Origin of the sequence: Psychrobacter proteolyticus (genome assembly GCF_038155145.1) — a bacterium.
Taxonomy (GTDB): Bacteria; Pseudomonadota; Gammaproteobacteria; order Pseudomonadales; family Moraxellaceae; genus Psychrobacter; species Psychrobacter proteolyticus_B.
The window spans coordinates 313,246-333,506 of sequence record NZ_JBAKAY010000003.1; the positions used below are offsets into that span (position 1 = coordinate 313,246).

The following is a 20,261-nucleotide window of genomic DNA, read 5'->3' on the forward strand; positions in this document are numbered from 1 at the left end:
TTATTATGACTAGTACCTCTTTAAATAATACCGTGCCTGCCTCTCAATCGATGCCTAGCTATGCTGATATTCAAAGTATTGTAGCCAATGACTTTGATGTAATGGACAAGCAAGTGTTTGGCAGTTTGAACTCAAAAGTACAACTCGTCATGAGCGTCTCGCAACACGTGATCAATGCTGGCGGCAAACGTATGCGTCCGCTGATTACGTTGCTCTGCGCACGTATGTTTGATGACAACCCATCAGAAAAGGCCATGCATCTAGCTGCTATCACGGAAATGCTACATACCGCTACCCTAGTCCATGACGATGTCATCGATGAGTCAGGGCAACGCCGTGGAAAGCCGACGGCAAATGCGACGTGGGACAATGCTACTGCCGTATTGGTCGGTGACTATTTGATTGCTCGTGCGTTCAACCTATTGGTTGGCTTTCAGAGCCTGCCACTGTTGCAAGTATTCTCAGATGGGACTTGTGACATTGCCGAAGGCGAAGTGTTACAGCTACAGCATCAGCATAACCCTGCTGCGACAGAGGAAGATTACTTACGCATTATCGATGGCAAAACTTCACGCCTGTTCATGATGGCGACCCAAGGTGCTGCTATCTTGCAAGATAAGACAGAATATATGACGGCATTAGGTGATTTCGGACAGCATTTTGGTAATGCGTTCCAGATTATCGATGATGTGCTCGACTATAGTGGCGATAGTGAAGTGATGGGCAAAAACCTAGGCGACGACCTTGCTGAAGGCAAGCCTACCCTACCGACTATCAAAGCACTCGAGCTACTCAAAGACAGCGACACTGAAGGCTATGAGCAGTTACGGATCGCCGTTCAGACAGGTAAGACACCAAACGCTGAGCAGCTTATTGAGTTGGTACGTAGTTCTGGCTCATTGGCTTATTGTAAGCAGCGCGCGCTGGAGGAAACCAAACTGGCACAAGATGCACTGAGTACGCTACCAGACAACCGTTATCGTACAGGCTTATATCAATTGACTGAACTCGCTAGCGCCCGACTAGTATAATTAACGCTGAGTCGTCTATGTTATTAACTGCTTAAGACGACTCTTTTTTTGACAGAATTTTTTAGCATTGTTTTTTAGCAAATTTCTTTAACAATTGATAAATAAAAAGCCCATAAATTAAAAACTACCTTCTCAGAATCTAGCATGTCAGCCAAATCGTTACCTTTCTTTAAGTTTCATACATCCTTGCAGTACTATAATCGTATAAGGCTTTTTGACAGTCGGTTAAAGTTTGCTAACGCGGATAGCGATAGTTATTTTTTATGACTGTAATTAGGGGTTGCTAAAATTGTCATTTTGTTGACAAAGTTGATTTTCTATCGTTTAAAAACCTTAATTACTATAGGGTTTTAGATTTATAACAAAAGTTTACAATATATTTTGATACTAGGTTGTGCATGGTTCTATTAGCTGTTAATAGAGACGACGCTTACTATGACGGTAATCTATTAATTCGTAAACTGTAATATTGCTGCTTTTCGGTCCAGCTCATATCGCAAACTACTTGACTGTGGGGTTACCCCAATAGTTTATAATGACTCATTAAATTTATTAATCCATTCTGTGGTTTGCTTAAACAATTAATGCTAAATAATCCTTTCGATACTTAATCCATATCGATGTCAGATTTTCTATTAGTCGTATTTCACTGACGGAATAATCTGAAACTGGAATAAATAATGCTAGCTTAGGCTATTTATTCTTTTCATTTAGCATTAGCAAGACCCTTATATTCAGTACGCCAAACTTATTGATCGATTTTTATACTGTCACTATTTATATATATTGCCGAGGACATTGATGAAGCACTCTTATCTTGCGCTTGTAATAGCATCTGTACTATCTGGAGCTGTACTGGTTGGCTGTGACAAAAACGAGGACGCCGCTGGTGAGCAAGCCGCACAGCAGCAAATGCCGCCCGCGGTTGTCAACGTTCAGACAGTCACTCTCGATACCGTCCCTCAAGTACAAACTTTTTCTGGTCGTACTGCAGCTTATCAAACTGCTGACGTCCGCCCACAGGTCAATGGTGTGATTGACGAAGTACTATTCCGTGAAGGAAGCAACGTCAAAAAAGGTCAGCCACTGTATCGCATCAACACCGATAACTATGCCTCATCTGTAACGAGTGGCCAAGCTGCCGTACAGCAATCACAGGCTAACTATCAAACTGCTGTGGCAAACAATGCCAATGCAAAAGCTGAATTGGTCAGTCGTCAAGCGTCATTAGCACAAGCGCAAAATGACTTACAACGTCTGCAAGGTCTGGTCAGTATTGATGCCATCTCAAAGCAGCAGTACGATCAAGCACAAACAGCCGTACGTACGGCACAAGCAGCTGTACAAAGTGCCGCCGCCGCTGTCGGTCAAACTCAAGCAGGTATTGAGAGTGCAAAAGCAGGCATTCAGACCGCAAAAGCAGGTTTGGAAGCCAGTACCTTAGATCTAAACCGTACAATCGTACGCGCACCGCTTACCGGTCGTACTGATCGCTCTAGCGTCACTGCTGGTACTCTGGTCAGTGCTGGTCAAGCAGATCCATTGGTGACTATTTCACGCTTAGACCCTATCTACGTTGATATCAGCCAGTCTTCTTCTGAATTGCTAAAGCTTCGTCAGCAGATCGCAGATGGTACTGCTCAGCCGGGTATGAACTCAGTTGAATTGGTGCTAGAAGATGGTTCTGTTTACCCAGTACGCGGTAAGCTTGCACTGTCTGAAGCCAAAGTTGATGAGTCAACAGGCGCTGTCACTTTGCGTGCTATTTTCCCAAACAGCAATAACATTCTACTACCAGGTATGTATGTCACGGCACGTTTGACGCAGAGCGTTATTACCAACGCAGCCCTTGTCCCGCAAAGTGCGGTCACTCGTACGCCTAAGAGTGAGACACAAGTCTATATCGTTGACGAAAATAATAAAATCCAAGTACGTCCGGTCACCATTAATGGTACTTACGATGGACAATGGGTCGTCACTGAAGGCTTGAAAGCAGGTGACAAAGTGGTTGTGATTGGCGGTGCTAAGGTCAAGCCTGACCAAGAGGTGGTCGCTAAACCATTAGAAAGTGCAAATCCAGCACCAGCTGCACAAAGTGCGCCTAATACCAAAACGCCGCAGCAAGCCGCAAAAACGATGGATAAAAAGCCAGCTGGCGATGAGACTTCTACCAAAAAACCAACAGAAGCCGCTGCCAACTAATTCCATTCAAGACAGGAAGACTTAGGGATATACTATGTCACGTTTTTTTATTAATCGCCCTATTTTTGCATGGGTGCTGGCTGTTTTGGTCATGCTCATCGGGGTGATATCCGTTCTTAATCTACCGATTGAACAATATCCACGTATCGCACCACCAACGATTTCAGTCAGTGCAAGCTACCCAGGTGCCAATGCGCAAACCGTAGAAAACTCAGTAGTACAGATCATTGAGCAGCGTATGAAAGGCCTAGATGGCCTGATGTATATGTCATCGTCGAGCTCGTCAAATGGTAGTGCGTCTGTGACGCTAACCTTTGAAAACGGTACCGACTCTGATACTGCGCAAGTGCAGGTACAGAATAAACTACAGGCCGCGATGAGCTCGCTACCTGAATCAGTGCAGCGTCAAGGTGTCAACGTCAACAAATCATCTAGCAGTTTTATGATGGTACAGGCATTTATCTCTGAAGACGGCAATATGGATCGGTCGGATATTGCCGATTATATTAACTCTAACGTCCTCGATTCGATCAGTCGTGTCGAAGGTGTGGGTGACGTTCAGGTCTTTGGTTCTACTTATGCGATGCGTGTTTGGTTAGACCCATCACGCCTACGTAGCTACAACATGATACCTTCAGATGTCGTTAATGCGATACGAGCACAGAACGCTCAGGTATCTGCGGGTCAATTGGGTCAAGCACCTGCCGACACAGACAAACAAGTTATCAATGCCACTGTTACTGTTCAAAGCTACCTACAAACGCCTGAAGAATTTAAAAACATTCTGCTAAAAACGGACACTTCGGGTGCGCAAGTACGCTTGGGTGATGTAGCAGATGTTGAAATCGGTAGTGAAAACTATAGTATTTTGTCTTTATATAATGGACAAGAAGCCGCCGGTCTAGGTATTTCGCTTGCAGGCGGTGCTAACGCGCTTGAAACTCGCGAAGCGGTTGCCACGCGTATGGCAGAGCTGGAGCAAAACTTCCCAACAGGCCTAGCATCAGTTGTTCCTTATGACACAACGCCATTCGTGAAGCTTTCTATCGAGCAAGTTGTACATACGCTTATCGAAGCCATTGTCTTAGTATTTATCGTCATGTTCATTTTCTTACAGAACTGGCGCGCAACCATTATTCCAACGCTTGCAGTACCTGTTGTTCTATTAGGTACCTTTGCAGTGCTATACGTTGCTGGCTTCAGTATCAACGTGTTGACCATGTTTGCCATGGTATTGTCTATCGGTCTACTGGTCGATGATGCGATCGTCGTCGTAGAGAACGTCGAGCGAATACTAGAAGAAGATCCTCACATCTCTATCAAAGATGCAACTATCCAGTCAATGGGCGAAATCAGTAAAATCGTTATTGGTATTGCGCTTATCTTGTCTGCAGTATTCGTACCGATGGCCTTCTTTGGTGGTTCAACAGGTGTGATTTATCGTCAGTTCTCTATCACGCTGATTACCAGCATGGTGCTCTCTGCCATGGTCGCGCTTGTATTTACCCCTGCCCTATGTGTGACCTTGCTAAAACGTGGCAAAAGTCATGAAAAAGGCAGTACCGAAAAGCAAAAAGGCTTTTTTGGTTGGTTCAACCGTGGCTTCTTTAAACTTAGCCGTTCTTACGAGAACTTTGTCGGCAAAAGCATTCGTTTTAAATGGTTATATATGATTGGCTATGCAGCCATCATCGGTATCATGGCGGTCGTGTTCTTACGTATTCCAGGCTCATTTTTACCAGAAGAAGATCAAGGTATTATGTTTACTTTGGTTCAGCTCCCGGCTGGCTCTACGTTAGATGAGACACAAGATGTATTGGATAAAGTTAGAAACTATTACGATACCCAAGAAACCGATAATATCGCTTCGGTCTTTACCATTGCAGGCTTTAGTTTTGCAGGTCAAGGTCAGAATATGGGTCTGGCGTTTGTGCGCTTATCAGACTGGGAGGAACGCTCGGGCGATGAAAACACCGCTCAAGCTGTCGCTGGTCGAGCGATGGGATACTTCTTTACTCAGCTAAACGAAGCACAAGTATTTGCCATCGTCCCACCAGCGATTACCGAGCTTGGTAACGCCAGTGGTTTTGACTTAATGATTCAGGACAGTGGTAACCTTGGACACGATGGGCTACTTGAAGCCCGAAACATGCTCTTAGGTATGGCCGCGCAGAACGATCAAGTAGCTGGCGTACGTCCTAACGGGCAAGAAGACTCGCCACAACTTAAAATAAATATCAATCAAGAACAAGCGGCGGCTTATGGCCTGTCACTAAGCAATATCAATAGCGTCATTTCAACAGCGTGGGGCTCAAGCTACGTTAATGACTTTATCGATCGTGGCCGTATCAAACGCGTCTATGTACAAGGTGAAGCCAGCAGCCGTACCAACCCTGATGATATTGGCAAATGGTATGTACGAAATGACATGAACGATATGATTTCATTCGATGCATTCTCTAGTAGTGAGTGGCAGTCAGGCTCACCGCGTCTTACTCGTTACAACAGCCTACCGTCAATGAACATCCAAGGTAGCGCCGCACCAGGACTAAGTACTGGTGAAGCAATGAGCTCGATGGAAGCGATGATAGACAAGCTACCTGAAGGTATCAGTTATGAGTGGACAGGCATGTCATTGGAAGAGCAAAAATCAGGTGCCCAAGCGCCGATGCTTTATGCGCTTTCAATCCTAGTTGTCTTCTTATGTTTGGCAGCCTTGTACGAAAGCTGGTCTATTCCCTTCTCTGTGCTACTAGTGATTCCACTTGGGGTATTGGGTGCAGTGATATTTACCTGGCTACGTGGTTTTGCCAATGATATCTACTTGCAAGTTGGTCTTCTGACTGTCGTTGGTCTATCCGCCAAAAACGCTATTTTGATTATTGAATTTGCAAAAGAACACCAAGAGGAAGGTTACAGTCTCAGAGAGGCCGTCATGACCGCAGCACGCCAACGTTTGCGTCCGATTATCATGACCTCACTTGCCTTTGGACTGGGTGTTGTGCCATTATTCTTGGCGAATGGGCCAGGTTCAGGCAGTCAAAATGCTATTGGTACTAGTGTTGTTGGTGGGGTAATCACAGCAACCCTCTTAGGTATCTTCTTTATCCCAATGTTCTATATCTGGGTGCGTAGTGCGTTCCCGCATAAATATGAGAACAACACACCCAATGATAAAGATGGTGGCAATGGTACGCCTAACTCGCATAACCCAACACCTTCTGAGAGTTATCAGCCTGCAAGTCTTGGAGACAATACACAATGAGTGCTCAAAAAACATCTATCACTAACTCGTCATCGGTAGCTATTACAGCTATCGATGCGCAGCCAGCACTATCTCGTTTGCGCAAAAACAGTGGCCGCCTGTTAGGGCTGACTGCGCTAGCAATCAGCATGGCCGCTTGTAACACCATTCCAAAAGCGGATATGCGCCCTGTGCTAGCAGAGCCGAATATACCTATGCAGCAATCTTATGGTGCATTTGATAAAGAGACTGTCAGTAGCGCTAATCAAGCAAGCATCGCCAGTCAGCGTTGGCAGAATTTTTATAGCGACGAGCGCCTAAAAGGTCTGATTGCTCTCGGTCTTGAAAACAACAAAGACTTTGAGAGTGCGCGCCTAGCGATTGAAAAAGCACGTGCACAGTATCAGATTACTGATATTAACGACTTGCCAGCTATTAACGGCAGTGCTGGTTATACTCGCTCAGCACAGAATCGTACTGATCGAAATGCGAGTAGTAGCTACAGTGTCAACTTGGGTCTTGCCAATTATGAGCTCGACTTTTGGGGTAAAATCTCAAGCTTAAAAGATCAAGCATTGCAGAATTTCTTGGCGACCACAGCAGCCAAAGATGCGACCCAAATCAGCTTAATTAGTAATATTGCGCAAAGCTACGCCAATCTAAGCTACAGCTTAGCGCAATTAAAACTGGCTGAGGCTACGGTTGAAAGCCGTGAACGCTCGCTCTTTATCGCGGATAAACGTTTTGAAGCAGGTATCGATCCTAAGCTACCTTCACTACAGTCTTCTGCCTCATTAGAGAATGCCAAGCTTGCGGTATTACGTGCCCAGACCAGCGTTCTTCAATCACGCAATGCATTGCAGTACTTAGTTGGTGGCGCTATTCCAAACGAGCTTATCCCAACACCTGCTGTCAGTAATATCACTAGCCAGCAGATATTTAATGCTGGTCTACCAAGTGAATTACTACGTTATCGTCCTGACGTGCTACAAGCAGAATACAACCTGAAAGCTGCTGGTGCGAATATCGAAGTGGCGCGTGCCTCTTACTTCCCATCTATTAGCTTGACCAGTAGTGTGGGCGTCAGTAGCGGCAGCTTAAATGACTTGTTTAAAAATGGTGCCGTTGGCTGGTCATTTGGACCTAGCATTAGCGTCCCTATCTTTGATGCAGGCCGTCTAGATGCCAACTATGATGTGGCTCAAATCGAACGTGAGCAAACGCTTGCTAGCTATGAGAGCTCTATTCAAACGGCATTCCGCGAAGTGTCAGATGTACTTGCCACGCGTGCAACACTTGGTGAGCAGTTAGAGGCGCAGTATCGTCTGCAAGATAATTTTGAGCAGACCTATCAGATAGCAGATGCACGCTTTAAAGCAGGTCTGGACAATTACTTAGACGTACTTGACGCGCAGCGTTCACTGTTCTCTACTCAGCAAGGTATCCTAGATTTAGAGCTACAGAAAATCGTTAGCCAGATTGAGCTGTACCAAGCGCTTGGTGGCGGTGCGAACCTTGATGTACCGTCTGTCATCCCTGTACCGCAGCACACCAACTTGGCGCAGATTGTCACTGGAACTGCTACTAGTGCAAAAACCAAAGCGACAAATGCCATCAAAGCAGCTGGTTCAGCGCGTGTGACTACGCCGCAAGAAGCTGTCGCCATTAAGCAGTCGCAAGCGGTAGAAACGACTACTTTCAAACCGACTGCTATCGTCGATGTCAATGACGATGGTAAGAAGGATGCCGCTGTCGGCGTGGTCACTGAAGAGACTCGCTTCAATAGCAATAGTGTTGAGCAAGTTCCTGTGACCCAGATTGTTGAGCCTTAAATGACCCAACCTTAATCTGATGACGCAGCTCTATCATCACATTGACAGTCGATACGTACTATCAGCCCTACCGACTTAACGTGGTGGGGCTTTTTGCTTTTATTAACGTCTTTTGGTTATAGTAGGCTCACTTTATACAAGCTCTCCTTAGATACAACCACTTATAAAGCACAGATTTTGATAAGCTAATTCTATAAAATACCGCTTATAGCGATATTATTTTAACCATGTAACATGATAACTATTAAAACAATCATAAGGAATTATTATGAGCTATACCTTTAACCGTCAATACCCTGCCACTCGCTTACGTCGTCTGCGCTACAACGACAATGTACGTTCAATGATTCGTGAAGTAGAGCTGCACCCTAAACACTTTATTGCCCCTGTCTTTGTATTAGAAGGCGAAAACCAGCGCGAAACCATCGCTAGTATGCCGGGCGTTGAACGCTTATCGATTGATTTGCTAATCAACTATGCCAAAGAGTTATTAGCAGAGGGTGTCACGACCATCGACCTTTTCCCTGTAATCGATAACGTTTTGAAAACACCGGACGGTAGCGCCGCTTATGACGAAAACGCCTTGACTGCACGTACGATAAAAGCGGTCAAAGATGCTGTGCCAGAAATGGTCGTTATGACTGATGTAGCATTAGACCCTTATACCTCACATGGTCAAGATGGTCTACTTGATGACAGCGGTTACGTCATCAATGATGCAACTATCGAAGTACTGGTCAAGCAAGCGCTGGTACATGCGCGTGCCGGTGCAGATATCATCTCTCCTAGTGACATGATGGACGGCCGTATCAAGGCCATGCGTGACGCGTTTGAAGCAGAAGGTTTTGTGAATACGGCTATTATGGCTTACTCAGCCAAATATGCGTCTGCCTACTACGGTCCATTCCGTGATGCCGTTGGCAGTGCTGGCAACCTAAAAGGTGGCCATAAGAAGCAGTATCAGATGGACTTTGGCAATCGTGCTGAGGCGCTACATGAAGTGGCTATGGATATCAACGAAGGCGCAGATATGGTCATGATCAAACCAGGTCAGCCTTATCTTGATTTGATTCGTGAAGTCAAAGATACCTTTGGCGTACCCACCTTTGCGTATCAAGTATCTGGCGAATACGCCATGCATATGGCAGCCATTCAAAACGGCTGGTTAAGTGATGCAGTGATTTTAGAATCTCTGATTGGCTTCCGCCGTGCTGGCGCTGATGGTATCTTGACCTACTTTGCTCTAGAAGCGGCTCGTCAGCTAAACAATGCCTAATAGTAATTACACTAACTTTTATAATGTAAAAGCCCCAGCTACCTATTAGTCGCTGGGGCTTTTTTTTAATATTTTTTGATAAATAAAACTATAGACGTGCACGGTCATGTGGCTCAGTAAAATCAATCACTGGGCCAGCAGGGACAATACGCGTGGGATTGATATTGGCATGACTGGTGTAATAATGCTGCTTGATATGATTCATATTTACTGTCTCTGCGATACCAGGTACCTGATATAAATCACGCAGATAGCCCCAAAGATTTGGATAGTCAACGATACGACGCAGATTACATTTAAAATGCCCAACATAGACAGCATCGAAACGAACCAACGTCGTAAACAGTCGCCAATCGGCCTCAGTTATGGTGCTACCTGTCAGATAACGCTGATGTGCTAAGCGCGTCTCAAGTGTATCTAATGCCGCAAATAGCTCAATCAAAGCCTCTTCGTAAGCCTCTTGTGTGGTAGAGAATCCTGTTTTGTACACGCCATTGTTGATAGTTGAATAGACAAAGGTATTGATATCATCAATTTCTCGTAATAACTCTGAAGGCACAAAATCACCTGCTAGCGCCCCAACCTCATCAAAGGCAGAGTTAAACATGCGAATGATTTCAGATGACTCATTACTCACGATTGTGTTTGTTTTTTTATCCCACAAGATAGGTACGGTGACACGGCCTGTATAGTCTGGCTTGGCCTTGGTATACAGCTCATAGGCATAGTCTGCATTGATAACTGGGTCAGCAACGACGCCTGCACCCTCTGCAAACGTCCAACCATACTCACCCATATACGGATGTACTACAGATAGCGGAATGATGTCTTCTAAGCCTTTAAGCTTGCGATAGATAAGGGTGCGGTGTGCCCAAGGACAGGCTAGCGACACGTATAAATGATAGCGGTCAGGTTCGGCTTTAAAGCCCTTAATACCTGTTGGCCCTGCGCTACCATCTACCGTTACCCAGTTTCTAAAACCAGCATCTTCACGCTGAAAGCGGCCACCACTCTCTTTTGTCTCATACCACTTATCTTGCCACTGCCCGTCTACCAAGAGACCCATGTTATTCTCCAACTGTTTTTAATATTCGTTTAACGTTTACTAAGCATGACTGACTTGAAGCCATTATCATCATGATGATCGCATTATTTAGAGAGATATCATACCAGTTATAAGGGTTTAATCATTAGCGCTACCCTGTTTATTAACAATAAAAACTAAATCATTTAAATTTAATGTTTAGTAAATATACACAAAAGTATATCTAAATAACTAATATAAGCCTGAATAGCAGATATTATGATAATAAAAGAGGTTTATGCTAAAAAAGACTTGCAAAGTCTGGGAAACTTGCTAAAATGCTCAACCTAAATAGGCGTATAGCTCAGTTGGTTAGAGCGCTACCTTGACATGGTAGAGGTCGTTGGTTCGAATCCGATTACGCCTACCAGATTCGAAAAGCCCCAATCTTAAGATTGGGGCTTTTTTTGTCCGTGAAATATGGACTGTATCAGAAAAGGAAATTATACGTCGATTCAAATTACCTATTTTCTCACTTTCAGCAAACATCATTAAAAAACGTGTGTGCCCAAATTGTGCCTAAGTTGCGCCTGCTACCTATTTCGCCTTTCTTTCAGAGTAGCACTTTTGACCTCTACCCTAAATCATCTAAAGCACTCTCAAGATTAATTTACTTCTCTTTATCTAGCGACTCGTTAGGTACATAAGTAAATAAATCACCTACTTCAATCTCTAGTGCCTCACAAATTTTATCAATTAGATCTTAGATACTGCGACTCGCTAATTTCTGTTATTCTTTATTTATACTCATATTTTTTAAAGTAAACCATGCCATAAATATATTCTGAGTTATTACTATGTTTAACTTCGATATTAGTCTAAATGTTCTGGTGTATCATGCCTTTCAATTAGGTATTGCTTTCATATTGTCACTACCAATCGCGCTGAACCGTGAACTTGAAGATAATGGTGCAGGTTTGAGGACTTTTCCTTTAGTAACAATTGCTTCGTGTGCTTTTATGCTAGTGGGCATGGACATTTATCAAGACGCCGATGCTGAGGCTAGAATTATGTATGGCATAATCACTGGAATGGGTTTTATTGGCGGTGGTGCTATCTTTAAAAATGAAAGTGGCGCAAAGGGCACTGCTACTGCGGCTGGATTGTGGAATACAGCCGCCCTTGGGATATCAGTGGCTTATGGTCGCTATGAGATTGCCATTATATTATCAATAGTTGGTTTTTTAATTCTACAATTCTCAAAACCTTTTAAACCAAAATCTTAACGATGCCATTCTTAGTCATTAGAATAGAGAATCAAACCGCCATTTTAACAAGAACTTCATACTTACTTTGCTTTGGACAAAATTGTTAGTGGTTGAGCTCCTTTGAACCTTAGCAAGCGTAAAGCATTGAGAGTCACTAGTACCGTTGCACCAGTGTCCGCTATCACAGCAATCCATAGTCCGGTAATACCTAGTAAAGTAGTGATTAGAAACACGGCCTTTAGTCCTAGAGCAAAAATTACATTTTGATGTATGTTGGCCATGGTTGCACGCGATAAGGCAATGAGATGAGCAACATCTGTAACACGACTTTTTAATAATGCTATATCGGCTGTTTCAATAGCAACATCCGTACCGCCACCCATAGCAATACCTACGTCTGCTGTTGCTAATGCTGGCGCATCGTTAATACCATCACCAATCATCGCTATCTTGCTCTTATCCTTCATCTCATTGAGCAAACGTAGTTTGTCTTCAGGTAAGAGTTCAGCTTCCCATTCCATCTCTAAATGACTAGCAAGCGCCTGAGCGGTCAGACGGTTGTCACCTGTAAGCATCACCGAACGCACACCCATAACTTTGAGCTGAGCCACTCCTGCCTGAGCATCCTCTCGCAATTCATCTCGTAGAGCAACCAACCCAAGCACTTCACGGCTCTGCTCATCGAACAGAACGGAGACGGTCTTACCCTCGTTTTGTAGTGCTTCAATTTGTGCATTTTGTTCGGATGATATTGATGTTTCAGTGGCAGCATAAACCGGTGATCCGATGGCTAGAGTACGATCAACTACCGTTGCATGTACCGCTTTGCCCGCAGTAGCATAGGCATTTGAAGCTATCGGTATAGAGATATTAGCGGCTCTGGCATGATCAATGATCGCTTTTGCGAGTGGATGGCTAGAGGCGGACTCGACACTGGCAAACAGCGCCAGTATCTCATTCGGACCTTCAGACCCTATACTTTGTTGTATTATGCGCTTCTGTGTAAAGGCAATAACGTCGGTAACGCGAGGCTTGCCTTCGGTTAACGTACCCGTCTTATCAAAAGCCACGACATTTACGCGACCCATGGTTTCTAAAGCGCTGCCCCCTTTGATAAGTAAGCCGCGGCGTGTACCGACAGCCAATCCTGATGCAATGGCAGCCGGAGTAGATAGTACAAGCGCGCAAGGACAGGCGATTAGCAATAGTGCAAAACCACGATATAACCAAGTCGCCCATTCTCCTCCCATCGCTAGCGGCGGCACGATAATAACCAGTGCAGCAATAGCCATCACCGCTGGGGTGTAGTAACGACTGAATTTTTCAATGAAACGAGCCGTAGGGGCTTTAGAGGCTTGCGCCTGCTCTACCAGATTGATAACGCGTGCAATGGTGTTGTCGGCCGCGGTCTTTTCTACGCAGACTTGCAGCGCTCCTTCCATGTTGATGGAACCTGCAAATACTGCATCGCCCATGGCTTTAGCAACGGGAATTGATTCGCCAGTAACAGGTGAGTCATCAAGACTAGAGCTACCTTGAACAATGACACCATCAGCGGATACTTTATCGCCAGGACGTACCAATACCAGATCATCGATCTGCAACGAAGCTGCAGGAACGTCACGCTGTCTGCCTTGTGCATCAAGTAAAATCGCAGTCTTTGGCACCAATGATGCCAATGCTCTGATACCAGCACGGGCACGATCAGCCGCCACGCTCTCTAGTAACTCGCCAACTGAAAACAAGAAGACAACAGCCGCAGCCTCTTCAGCTTCACCAATGATAAGCGCACCAATTGCTGCGATAGACATCAGCATTTCAATTGAAAATGGGGTGCCTGTCATCGCCAAGGTCATAGATTTTCGGGCAAAGGGGAAAGCGCCCACAATGACGGCAATAGCGAATGCCCACATTCCATAATCAGGAAAAATTAGTGCTAACGCGTAGGCGACGCTCATCAGGATACCGAGACCAACCACTTGCTTGCCTTTTCGGGTTTGCCACCAATGCTGTTGCTGTGTATCTAACGGATTGTCACCAATGCCGTCTGCTGCGATTGCTTGATCATTAGTGGCAGATATACCAAACCCAAGGCGCTTGATGGTCTTTTCAATATCGCTGTACTGAGTATCTGAATCAGGGGCAAGCGATAGCTCTAACTTTTCAGTCGCAAAATTAAGCTGTATGTCAGAGACACCATGCATACGTTCTAATGCAGTTTCAATTTTTCTGACGCAACTGGCACAGTCCATACCTTCAATACGATATTGCATAATAAACTGCCTCATTATAAGAATTCATTTGATAACGCTATTGTGAACCCTCTAGTGGCTTCAGAGTCAAGGCTGTTTATATGCAATTGTATAAACTTGATTTCCTTATGGCTAAACCTTATAGTTACTTTAATGTTTTCAATTTTGAGATAACGATGCTAATAAAAATCGGAGAGCTTGCTAAGCGTACAGGCGCTACAGTAGAGACCATTCGCTATTATGAAAAAGAAAAGTTATTACCAGAGCCTGCGCGTAGTGAAGGGAATTATCGCTTATATCGCGAAAGTCATATCGAGCGTCTACAGTTCGTTCTGCACTGTCGTACACTCGATATGACGTTGGATGAAGTACGGACTTTACTTAAGTACTGGGAAGAGCCTAGCAGAGACTGCGCTGATGTCGATACCTTGTTGGATGAACATATTCACGCTGTGGAAACACGTATAGAAGAGCTAAAGCAGTTAAAAAAACACCTAAGTGTTTTGCGGCAGAAATGCGTCAGTAGCGCACCAGCAAAGTCATGTGGCATATTGAATGCACTTGCTGATCATTCTTGTCATAAAAATTCGCCATATGGCTCACATTAAATACTATCCGAATAGATGCAAATAATTAATACTTATTCATCGCTATAGATAGCACCTCTGCTATCTGATAATTCCTGTACCGCAATTTCACTTTATTCTGTTTAAGCGCATTCTAATGACTTGATTAACTAGACTCTGATGATTTGGCCTCTTCGAAAAAGGCAAACCATAAACGCCTACCCTCCTCATTAATACGTCGCACCGTCTCAAAATACTTTTGCCTTGCTTCCTCATCTACTAAGGGAGTAGGAAGTAGAGGGTCGAAAACAACACTGCGGATACCTGCATCTCCAAACATGAATATTTCTCGCAGCGCCACATGGGACGGCAAGTCAGCCAAACCACTTAACCAGTCAGTGAGCTGCTGCGACTTCTCCTTATAATGCTTTTCAAGATGCATGTCTGACCAAAGCGCTCGTGCTTTTTTCTGCCTGACCTCATCGAAATCATTGGCTTTAAAAACCGCAGCTTCCTCTTCTAACCCCAAGTCCAATAAACGCTGACGGACGACATCGATACCGCCTAATAAATTATTGGGGCGCAAATAAAGCCCTTTATCAAGTTCACGAAACCCCAATAATGATAAAGCACGAGCACGGGCACGCAGCACTTTACGATCACTGCGAGGTAATCCACCGGTCGCTACCGCTATCCATGAACCATCGGATTTTATCGTTCTTTTATCTGCTGTTTGCCATAAGGCCACATCGGCGCCCAATTTTTGAGCTTTCGGTCCGAGTTTGTAGGTGGCTGGACCAATCAATTCAGCAAGATCCGCTTGGATCAGACGGGCCAACGTCACACGTATACTATTTTCTGTCATACCAAAGATAGAGCCTGCCAGCACCGCTTCGGAGGCACTAAGTGTGTTTGCTTCTGCCACCATAAGTAAGCGTAAAAGCAATAAACGAGGCGTTGGTTTGTTCATATTACACCTATTGACGGAATTATTTTTTATATGTAATACTGATCGTGGAAATTACTGAACTACTGTAACTTAGGGAATGACATTCAAAATCAGGGAAGACAATCATCATGTCAATTGTAAATCAATTTAAGACCCATGAGGTACAGAATCAACCTTTTGCCTTAGCTAATTATAATGCATGGGAAACAGATACAGCGCTCAAAGAAGCTGTCGCAAGAGAAGGTGCTGCTTGGGCAGAAAATCACTTGAAAGAGTTTGGCGCACTGACTGGTGGAGATCTGATCACTAGCGGATTCTTAGCCAATGAAAACAAGCCTAAATTGCGCAACTTTGATAGCTATGGGCGGCGTATAGATGAAGTAGAATTTCATCCGGCTTACCATGACCTGATGCGAGCAGGAATGAAGTACGGCATGAGCAACTTTGCTTGGCGCAATGAAGAGCGTGATAGTACTCATGTGGCTCGAGCGGCAGTCATGTATCTGGGCTCACAGCCTGAGGCTGGCTTTGGTTGTCCCATGTCTATGAGCTATGCTGCTATCCCTGCCCTGCGTCATTCGCCAGCGCTGGCCAAAAAATGGCTGCCCAAGCTATTATCCGAACACTATGATCCGCGCAGCTTGCCCATGGAAGAAAAACTAGGCTGTACGATGGGCATGGGCATGACAGAAAAACAAGGTGGATCAGACTTACGTCGCAATACGACTCGAGCCACACGACAAGAAGATGGCTCGTATGACATCGTTGGGCATAAATGGTTTTTCTCAGCGCCAATGTGTGATGCTCATCTCGTCTTGGCCCAATCTGACAGTGGACCTAGTTGCTTTTTAGTACCACGTTTTCGGCCTGATGGGACACGCAATGCAGTGCAAGTGCAACGCTTAAAAGACAAATTAGGAGATTGGGCAAACGCCTCCTCAGAGGTGGAGTTTCAAGGCGCATTCGGTGATCTAGTAGGCACTGAAGGTCGCGGTATTCCTACCATTATTGAGATGGTCGCCCTAACCCGACTTGATTGTATGATTGGCTCCTCAGCTCAAATGCGTCAAGCGATCGTTCAAGCGATTCATCACACCAGTCAACGCGAAGCCTTTGGTAAATTATTAGTCAACCAACCTATTATGCGTAATGTGCTGGCAGACTTAGCCTTAGAGTCAGAAGCGGCTTTGGCCCTAACAATGCGTATTGCACGCGCTGTTGATAGGATAAAAACAGACCCTCATGAAGCGGCTCTCGCTCGTATCGCGACAGCAATTGGGAAATACTGGATATGCAAACGCGCTCCCGTTCTTATCAATGAGGCACAAGAGTGTTTGGGCGGTAATGGCTATGTCGAAGAGACTATTATGCCGCGTCTGTACAGGCAAGCGCCGCTAAACTCAATCTGGGAAGGCAGTGGCAACGTGCAGTGTCTAGATGTGCTGCGTGCCTTAAAAAAAGAACCAGAAACTCAGCGAGCTTTATTTAAGGAACTGCAGCAGGCAGCAGGAAAAAATGCTGATTATGATGCAGAATTACACCTGCTGATAGAGCGATTTGAGGATACGCAAACCTTAGAGTTCCGTAGTCGCTATGTGATTGAGCGCCTAGCACTGATGCTACAGGCTTCGATACTACTACAGACTGAACATACGGAGATCGCTCAGGCGTTCTGTCGTTCTAGGATTGGGAGCGAGCATGGACTGGCCTTTGGTACATTAAGTCCTGATGCTCCCGTAGATTTATTAATTGAACGGGCGGCTGGCGCGACCAAAGCAGCTCTATAAGTATCTTTATATGTGTTAAATAGTCGCCTGCTACTGATTGGTGTCGTAGCAGAGGCTTTTGCATTTGATATCAGTCACTTTCTTCTCAGACATAACTGGCTAAATAACGGTCACATAAAATCCTAAAAAAAGGCGCTTCTGAATTATAGAAACGCCTTACCGAATAGTCGTTCGAATATTAAATCGCTTAAAATATTTCATCGTTTCGCAGAGTAAGAACTTCATAGCCGTCAGAAGTAACCGCTATTGTATGCTCCCACTGAGCAGATAGCTTTTTATCATTGGTGATTACGGTCCAACCATCTTTTTTGACTTTAACTTTGGCTTTACCTTGATTGACCATTGGTTCAATGGTAAATGTCATACCTTCTTGTAGGACTAGACCTTTTCCTTGATGTCCGTAATGTAGAACTTGCGGTCCCTCATGCATTTCGCGTCCAATACCGTGACCGCAATACTCTCGCACTACTGAATAGCCGTGCTGCTCAGCGTAACTTTGGATGGCATGGCCAACATCACCCAGCGTTGCTCCAGGTTTCACCACTCGTATTCCTTCCCACATGGCTTCATAGGTCTGATCAACCAAGCGTTTTGCAAGGGGCAACACCTCACCTATCAAATACATTTTGCTAGAATCAGCGATAAAACCCCCTTGTTCTAGGGTAATATCCACATTCACAATATCACCCGATTTGAGTATTTGATGATCTGAAGGAATACCATGACAGACCACGTTATTCACCGAGGTATTTAATGCATACTGATAACCATACTGACCTTTACTGGCTGGACGTGCACCTAACTGATTGACAATATAGTGCTCAGCAAGGTTATTGATGTCCATCGTAGAAGTACCGACTGTAATTTGCTCATCGAGATAATCAAAGACAGAGGTTAGAAGTCGCCCAGACTCGCGCATAATTTCCAATTCCGCTGCGCTTTTAAGTATGACCTTATCCATCTATAAGGTTCCTTACATTAACATCAGCTTGTCTCATTTGCTCATTGATAATTTGGTTATAAGACATATTTGGGTTGGCTTCAGCGAGCATACCTATCTTCATCCAATATTCAGCTTGTGCGTTGATGGAGCGCACCATGACGGCACTTGCTTTACGAATATCTTCATGCAGCTCATCATCAATTTTAACAATACCCATAAAAACACCTTAATATACGAAACGTATATGAATCGTATATCTATTTTTGTATGGTTGCAAGAAATAATATATAGCTTGAACTCGATTGCCTTATATCGAAATTATGTGAATTCAACTATGGCTTGAGACTGATAGCAAAAAACCACCTATTAAGGTGGTTTTTTACTGCTGATTCTCTACTCAAACGTGTTGTAGCTAGCTTTTAGAAAGTTCTATTTAAAAAATCATATGAGCACATACCGCAATGATTGGTAATGAGATGATTGTTCTTAGTAAAAAGATTATCAATAATTGAAAAAAGCTTACTGGGATTTTTGTCCCTAAAATTAACCCGCCGACTTCTGACATATAGATCAATTGAGACACTGACAAGCAAGCGATGACAAATCGCGTTAACTCTGACTCTATTGAAGAACCGATAATAGCTGGCAAGAACATATCGGCAAAACCTACCATGATCGTTTTTGACATTTCTGCAGCAAAAGGTATGTTCAATAACTCTAAGAATGGAATAAACGGCATACCTAAATAATCAAATACAGGTGTTTCTTCTGCAACGATTAAACCCATAGTGCCGATTGCCATAACGACAGGCAATATCCCAATCCACATATCCAAAATGTTTTTTAGCCCATCTCTTAAGAAAGTAAGAAAACTTGGACTCTTATCTGCTTTTTGAACGGCTTTATGTAAACTGTGGGTAAATAGTGTTTTTCCTTCGGGAATGGTTTCATGATCTCTATCACTGTTTTCGATAGTATAAGTATCTTCAATTCTAGATAAAGGTAATAACCTTGGGACTATTAGCGCACAAACAATGCCGCATAAAGCAACGACCCCAATCATATTGATGAAGTAGCTTTCGAGCTTAACCTGAGAGATGACAACCAAACAGAATGTAATCGACACTGCTGAAAAACTTGTAGCAATAATTGCCGCTTCTTTTTTGGTATAGAACCCACCTTCCAATTGTTTATCGGTTAATAACACACCGATAGTGCCATCGCCCAACCATGACGTTAAACAATCTACAGATGACCTACCTGGTAAACCAAATAAAGGTCTCATTACTTTACTTAGTAGAACCCCGAAGAATTCTAATAAGCCAAAATCAAGCAATAACGGTAGCAGCAATCCAGCCAAGAAAAATACAATAAAAAGTATTGGCATTAATTCATATAATATTAAGCCGCCAATATTGTCTGAATATATTGACTCAAACCCAAATTTAAAATAGGTCACGACAACAAAGAACGCACCAAGCATCCTAATAATAAGCCAAGGCGTTGTAACGTTTAATAAATTATTTAGAAACGCATTATTCAGAATAAATGCAGGTTTCATGATTTTAGTATATAAGGTGCAACACAAGGTAATCATGATTGAGGTGACAACCAATAACGGCAAAAGATCACCGATATAACCCTGTATATAATCCTTCAATACAGATATAGGAATGGTAAATCCTTCTGCATAGGTGACAAACTTACCGTCAACATAAGGAATTGGAAATACGAAAAGCATCAAACCTATGATAGATGGGATAAAGAACTTCAAAAACTGTTTGATATTGATACCGCTAACATCTCGACTTGCAGCGCTGGCTTTAATAATGTCCATATTATTTTTACTCGCAGTCCCTTTTTAACCAACCTAAAGAAGGTTTTAAC

At 43.9% G+C, this 20,261-nt stretch carries 15 protein-coding genes and 1 tRNA gene; 9 read left to right on the forward strand and 7 right to left on the reverse strand.

Going from position 1 to position 20,261, the window contains the following annotated elements:
- The first annotated feature begins 5 nt into the window (after positions 1 to 5).
- The 5 genes from V6252_RS05700 (at position 6) to hemB (ending at position 9,585) form a co-directional block, all read left to right on the forward strand.
- The gene (locus V6252_RS05700; RefSeq protein ID WP_341609691.1) at positions 6 to 1,031 is read left to right on the forward strand and encodes a polyprenyl synthetase family protein; all 1,026 of its coding nucleotides are present in this window, start codon (positions 6 to 8) and stop codon (positions 1,029 to 1,031) included.
- A gap of 801 nt (positions 1,032 to 1,832) precedes the next feature.
- A complete protein-coding gene (locus V6252_RS05705) occupies positions 1,833 to 3,233 on the forward strand; it encodes an efflux RND transporter periplasmic adaptor subunit (protein WP_179798404.1) in 1,401 nt (466 codons plus the stop codon).
- A 34-nt stretch (positions 3,234 to 3,267) separates the two neighbouring features.
- Positions 3,268 to 6,498 (forward strand): efflux RND transporter permease subunit, encoded by a 3,231-nt coding sequence (locus V6252_RS05710; protein ID WP_341609692.1) that lies wholly within the window; start codon positions 3,268 to 3,270, stop codon positions 6,496 to 6,498.
- On the forward strand, positions 6,495 to 8,309 hold the full coding sequence (locus V6252_RS05715; RefSeq protein WP_341609693.1) for an efflux transporter outer membrane subunit: 1,815 nt from the start codon (positions 6,495 to 6,497) through the stop codon (positions 8,307 to 8,309). Before V6252_RS05710 ends, V6252_RS05715 begins: the two co-directional genes overlap by 4 nt.
- A 268-nt stretch (positions 8,310 to 8,577) precedes the next feature.
- The gene (gene hemB, locus V6252_RS05720) at positions 8,578 to 9,585 is read left to right on the forward strand and encodes a porphobilinogen synthase (protein WP_341609694.1); all 1,008 of its coding nucleotides are present in this window, start codon (positions 8,578 to 8,580) and stop codon (positions 9,583 to 9,585) included.
- 88 nt (positions 9,586 to 9,673) lie between these two features.
- Here the strand turns inward: hemB and V6252_RS05725 are convergent, their stop codons facing one another.
- Entirely contained in the window at positions 9,674 to 10,651 is a 978-nt protein-coding gene (locus V6252_RS05725) for a glutathione S-transferase family protein (RefSeq protein WP_341609695.1), read from the reverse strand.
- A gap of 311 nt (positions 10,652 to 10,962) precedes the next feature.
- Here V6252_RS05725 and V6252_RS05730 point away from each other — a divergent pair.
- Positions 10,963 to 11,039 (forward strand) — tRNA-Val (locus tag V6252_RS05730).
- 240 nt (positions 11,040 to 11,279) lie between these two features.
- Here the strand turns inward: V6252_RS05730 and V6252_RS05735 are convergent.
- Positions 11,280 to 11,366, reverse strand: coding sequence for a helix-turn-helix domain-containing protein (locus V6252_RS05735; RefSeq protein ID WP_341609736.1), 87 nt, complete (start codon positions 11,364 to 11,366; stop codon positions 11,280 to 11,282).
- Positions 11,367 to 11,466: 100 nt separating this feature from the next.
- Here V6252_RS05735 and V6252_RS05740 point away from each other — a divergent pair, with 100 nt between their 5' ends.
- Positions 11,467 to 11,895, forward strand: coding sequence for an MgtC/SapB family protein (locus V6252_RS05740; RefSeq protein WP_341609696.1), 429 nt, complete (start codon positions 11,467 to 11,469; stop codon positions 11,893 to 11,895).
- A 62-nt stretch (positions 11,896 to 11,957) separates the two neighbouring features.
- On the opposite strand, the gene V6252_RS05745 is transcribed toward V6252_RS05740, so the two are convergent.
- Complete coding sequence (locus V6252_RS05745; RefSeq protein WP_341609697.1) at positions 11,958 to 14,150, reverse strand: heavy metal translocating P-type ATPase; 2,193 nt, start codon at positions 14,148 to 14,150, stop codon at positions 11,958 to 11,960.
- An 80-nt stretch (positions 14,151 to 14,230) separates the two neighbouring features.
- Between V6252_RS05745 and cadR the strand changes: the two genes are divergently transcribed.
- A complete protein-coding gene (gene cadR, locus V6252_RS05750) occupies positions 14,231 to 14,737 on the forward strand; it encodes a Cd(II)/Pb(II)-responsive transcriptional regulator (protein ID WP_425355855.1) in 507 nt (168 codons plus the stop codon).
- Positions 14,738 to 14,861: 124 nt separating this feature from the next.
- On the opposite strand, the gene V6252_RS05755 is transcribed toward cadR, so the two are convergent.
- Positions 14,862 to 15,665 carry a PaaX family transcriptional regulator gene (locus tag V6252_RS05755; protein ID WP_341609698.1) on the reverse strand — a complete coding sequence of 268 codons (804 nt, stop codon included), beginning with the start codon at positions 15,663 to 15,665 and terminating at the stop codon, positions 14,862 to 14,864.
- Positions 15,666 to 15,772: 107 nt separating this feature from the next.
- On the opposite strand from V6252_RS05755, the gene V6252_RS05760 reads away from it, so the two are divergent.
- Positions 15,773 to 17,431 (forward strand): isovaleryl-CoA dehydrogenase, encoded by a 1,659-nt coding sequence (locus V6252_RS05760; protein WP_341609699.1) that lies wholly within the window; start codon positions 15,773 to 15,775, stop codon positions 17,429 to 17,431.
- 187 nt (positions 17,432 to 17,618) lie between these two features.
- On the opposite strand, the gene map is transcribed toward V6252_RS05760, so the two are convergent.
- The 3 genes from map to V6252_RS05775 all read right to left on the reverse strand — a co-directional run bounded on the left by map (position 17,619) and on the right by V6252_RS05775 (position 20,211).
- Entirely contained in the window at positions 17,619 to 18,392 is a 774-nt protein-coding gene (gene map, locus V6252_RS05765) for a type I methionyl aminopeptidase (RefSeq protein ID WP_341609700.1), read from the reverse strand.
- Positions 18,385 to 18,591 carry a ParD-like family protein gene (locus V6252_RS05770; protein ID WP_057761037.1) on the reverse strand — a complete coding sequence of 69 codons (207 nt, stop codon included), beginning with the start codon at positions 18,589 to 18,591 and terminating at the stop codon, positions 18,385 to 18,387. The genes map and V6252_RS05770 overlap by 8 nt, the downstream gene beginning before the upstream one ends.
- A gap of 216 nt (positions 18,592 to 18,807) precedes the next feature.
- On the reverse strand, positions 18,808 to 20,211 hold the full coding sequence (locus V6252_RS05775; protein ID WP_341609701.1) for a YjiH family protein: 1,404 nt from the start codon (positions 20,209 to 20,211) through the stop codon (positions 18,808 to 18,810).
- Between the last annotated feature and the right edge of the window lie 50 nt (positions 20,212 to 20,261).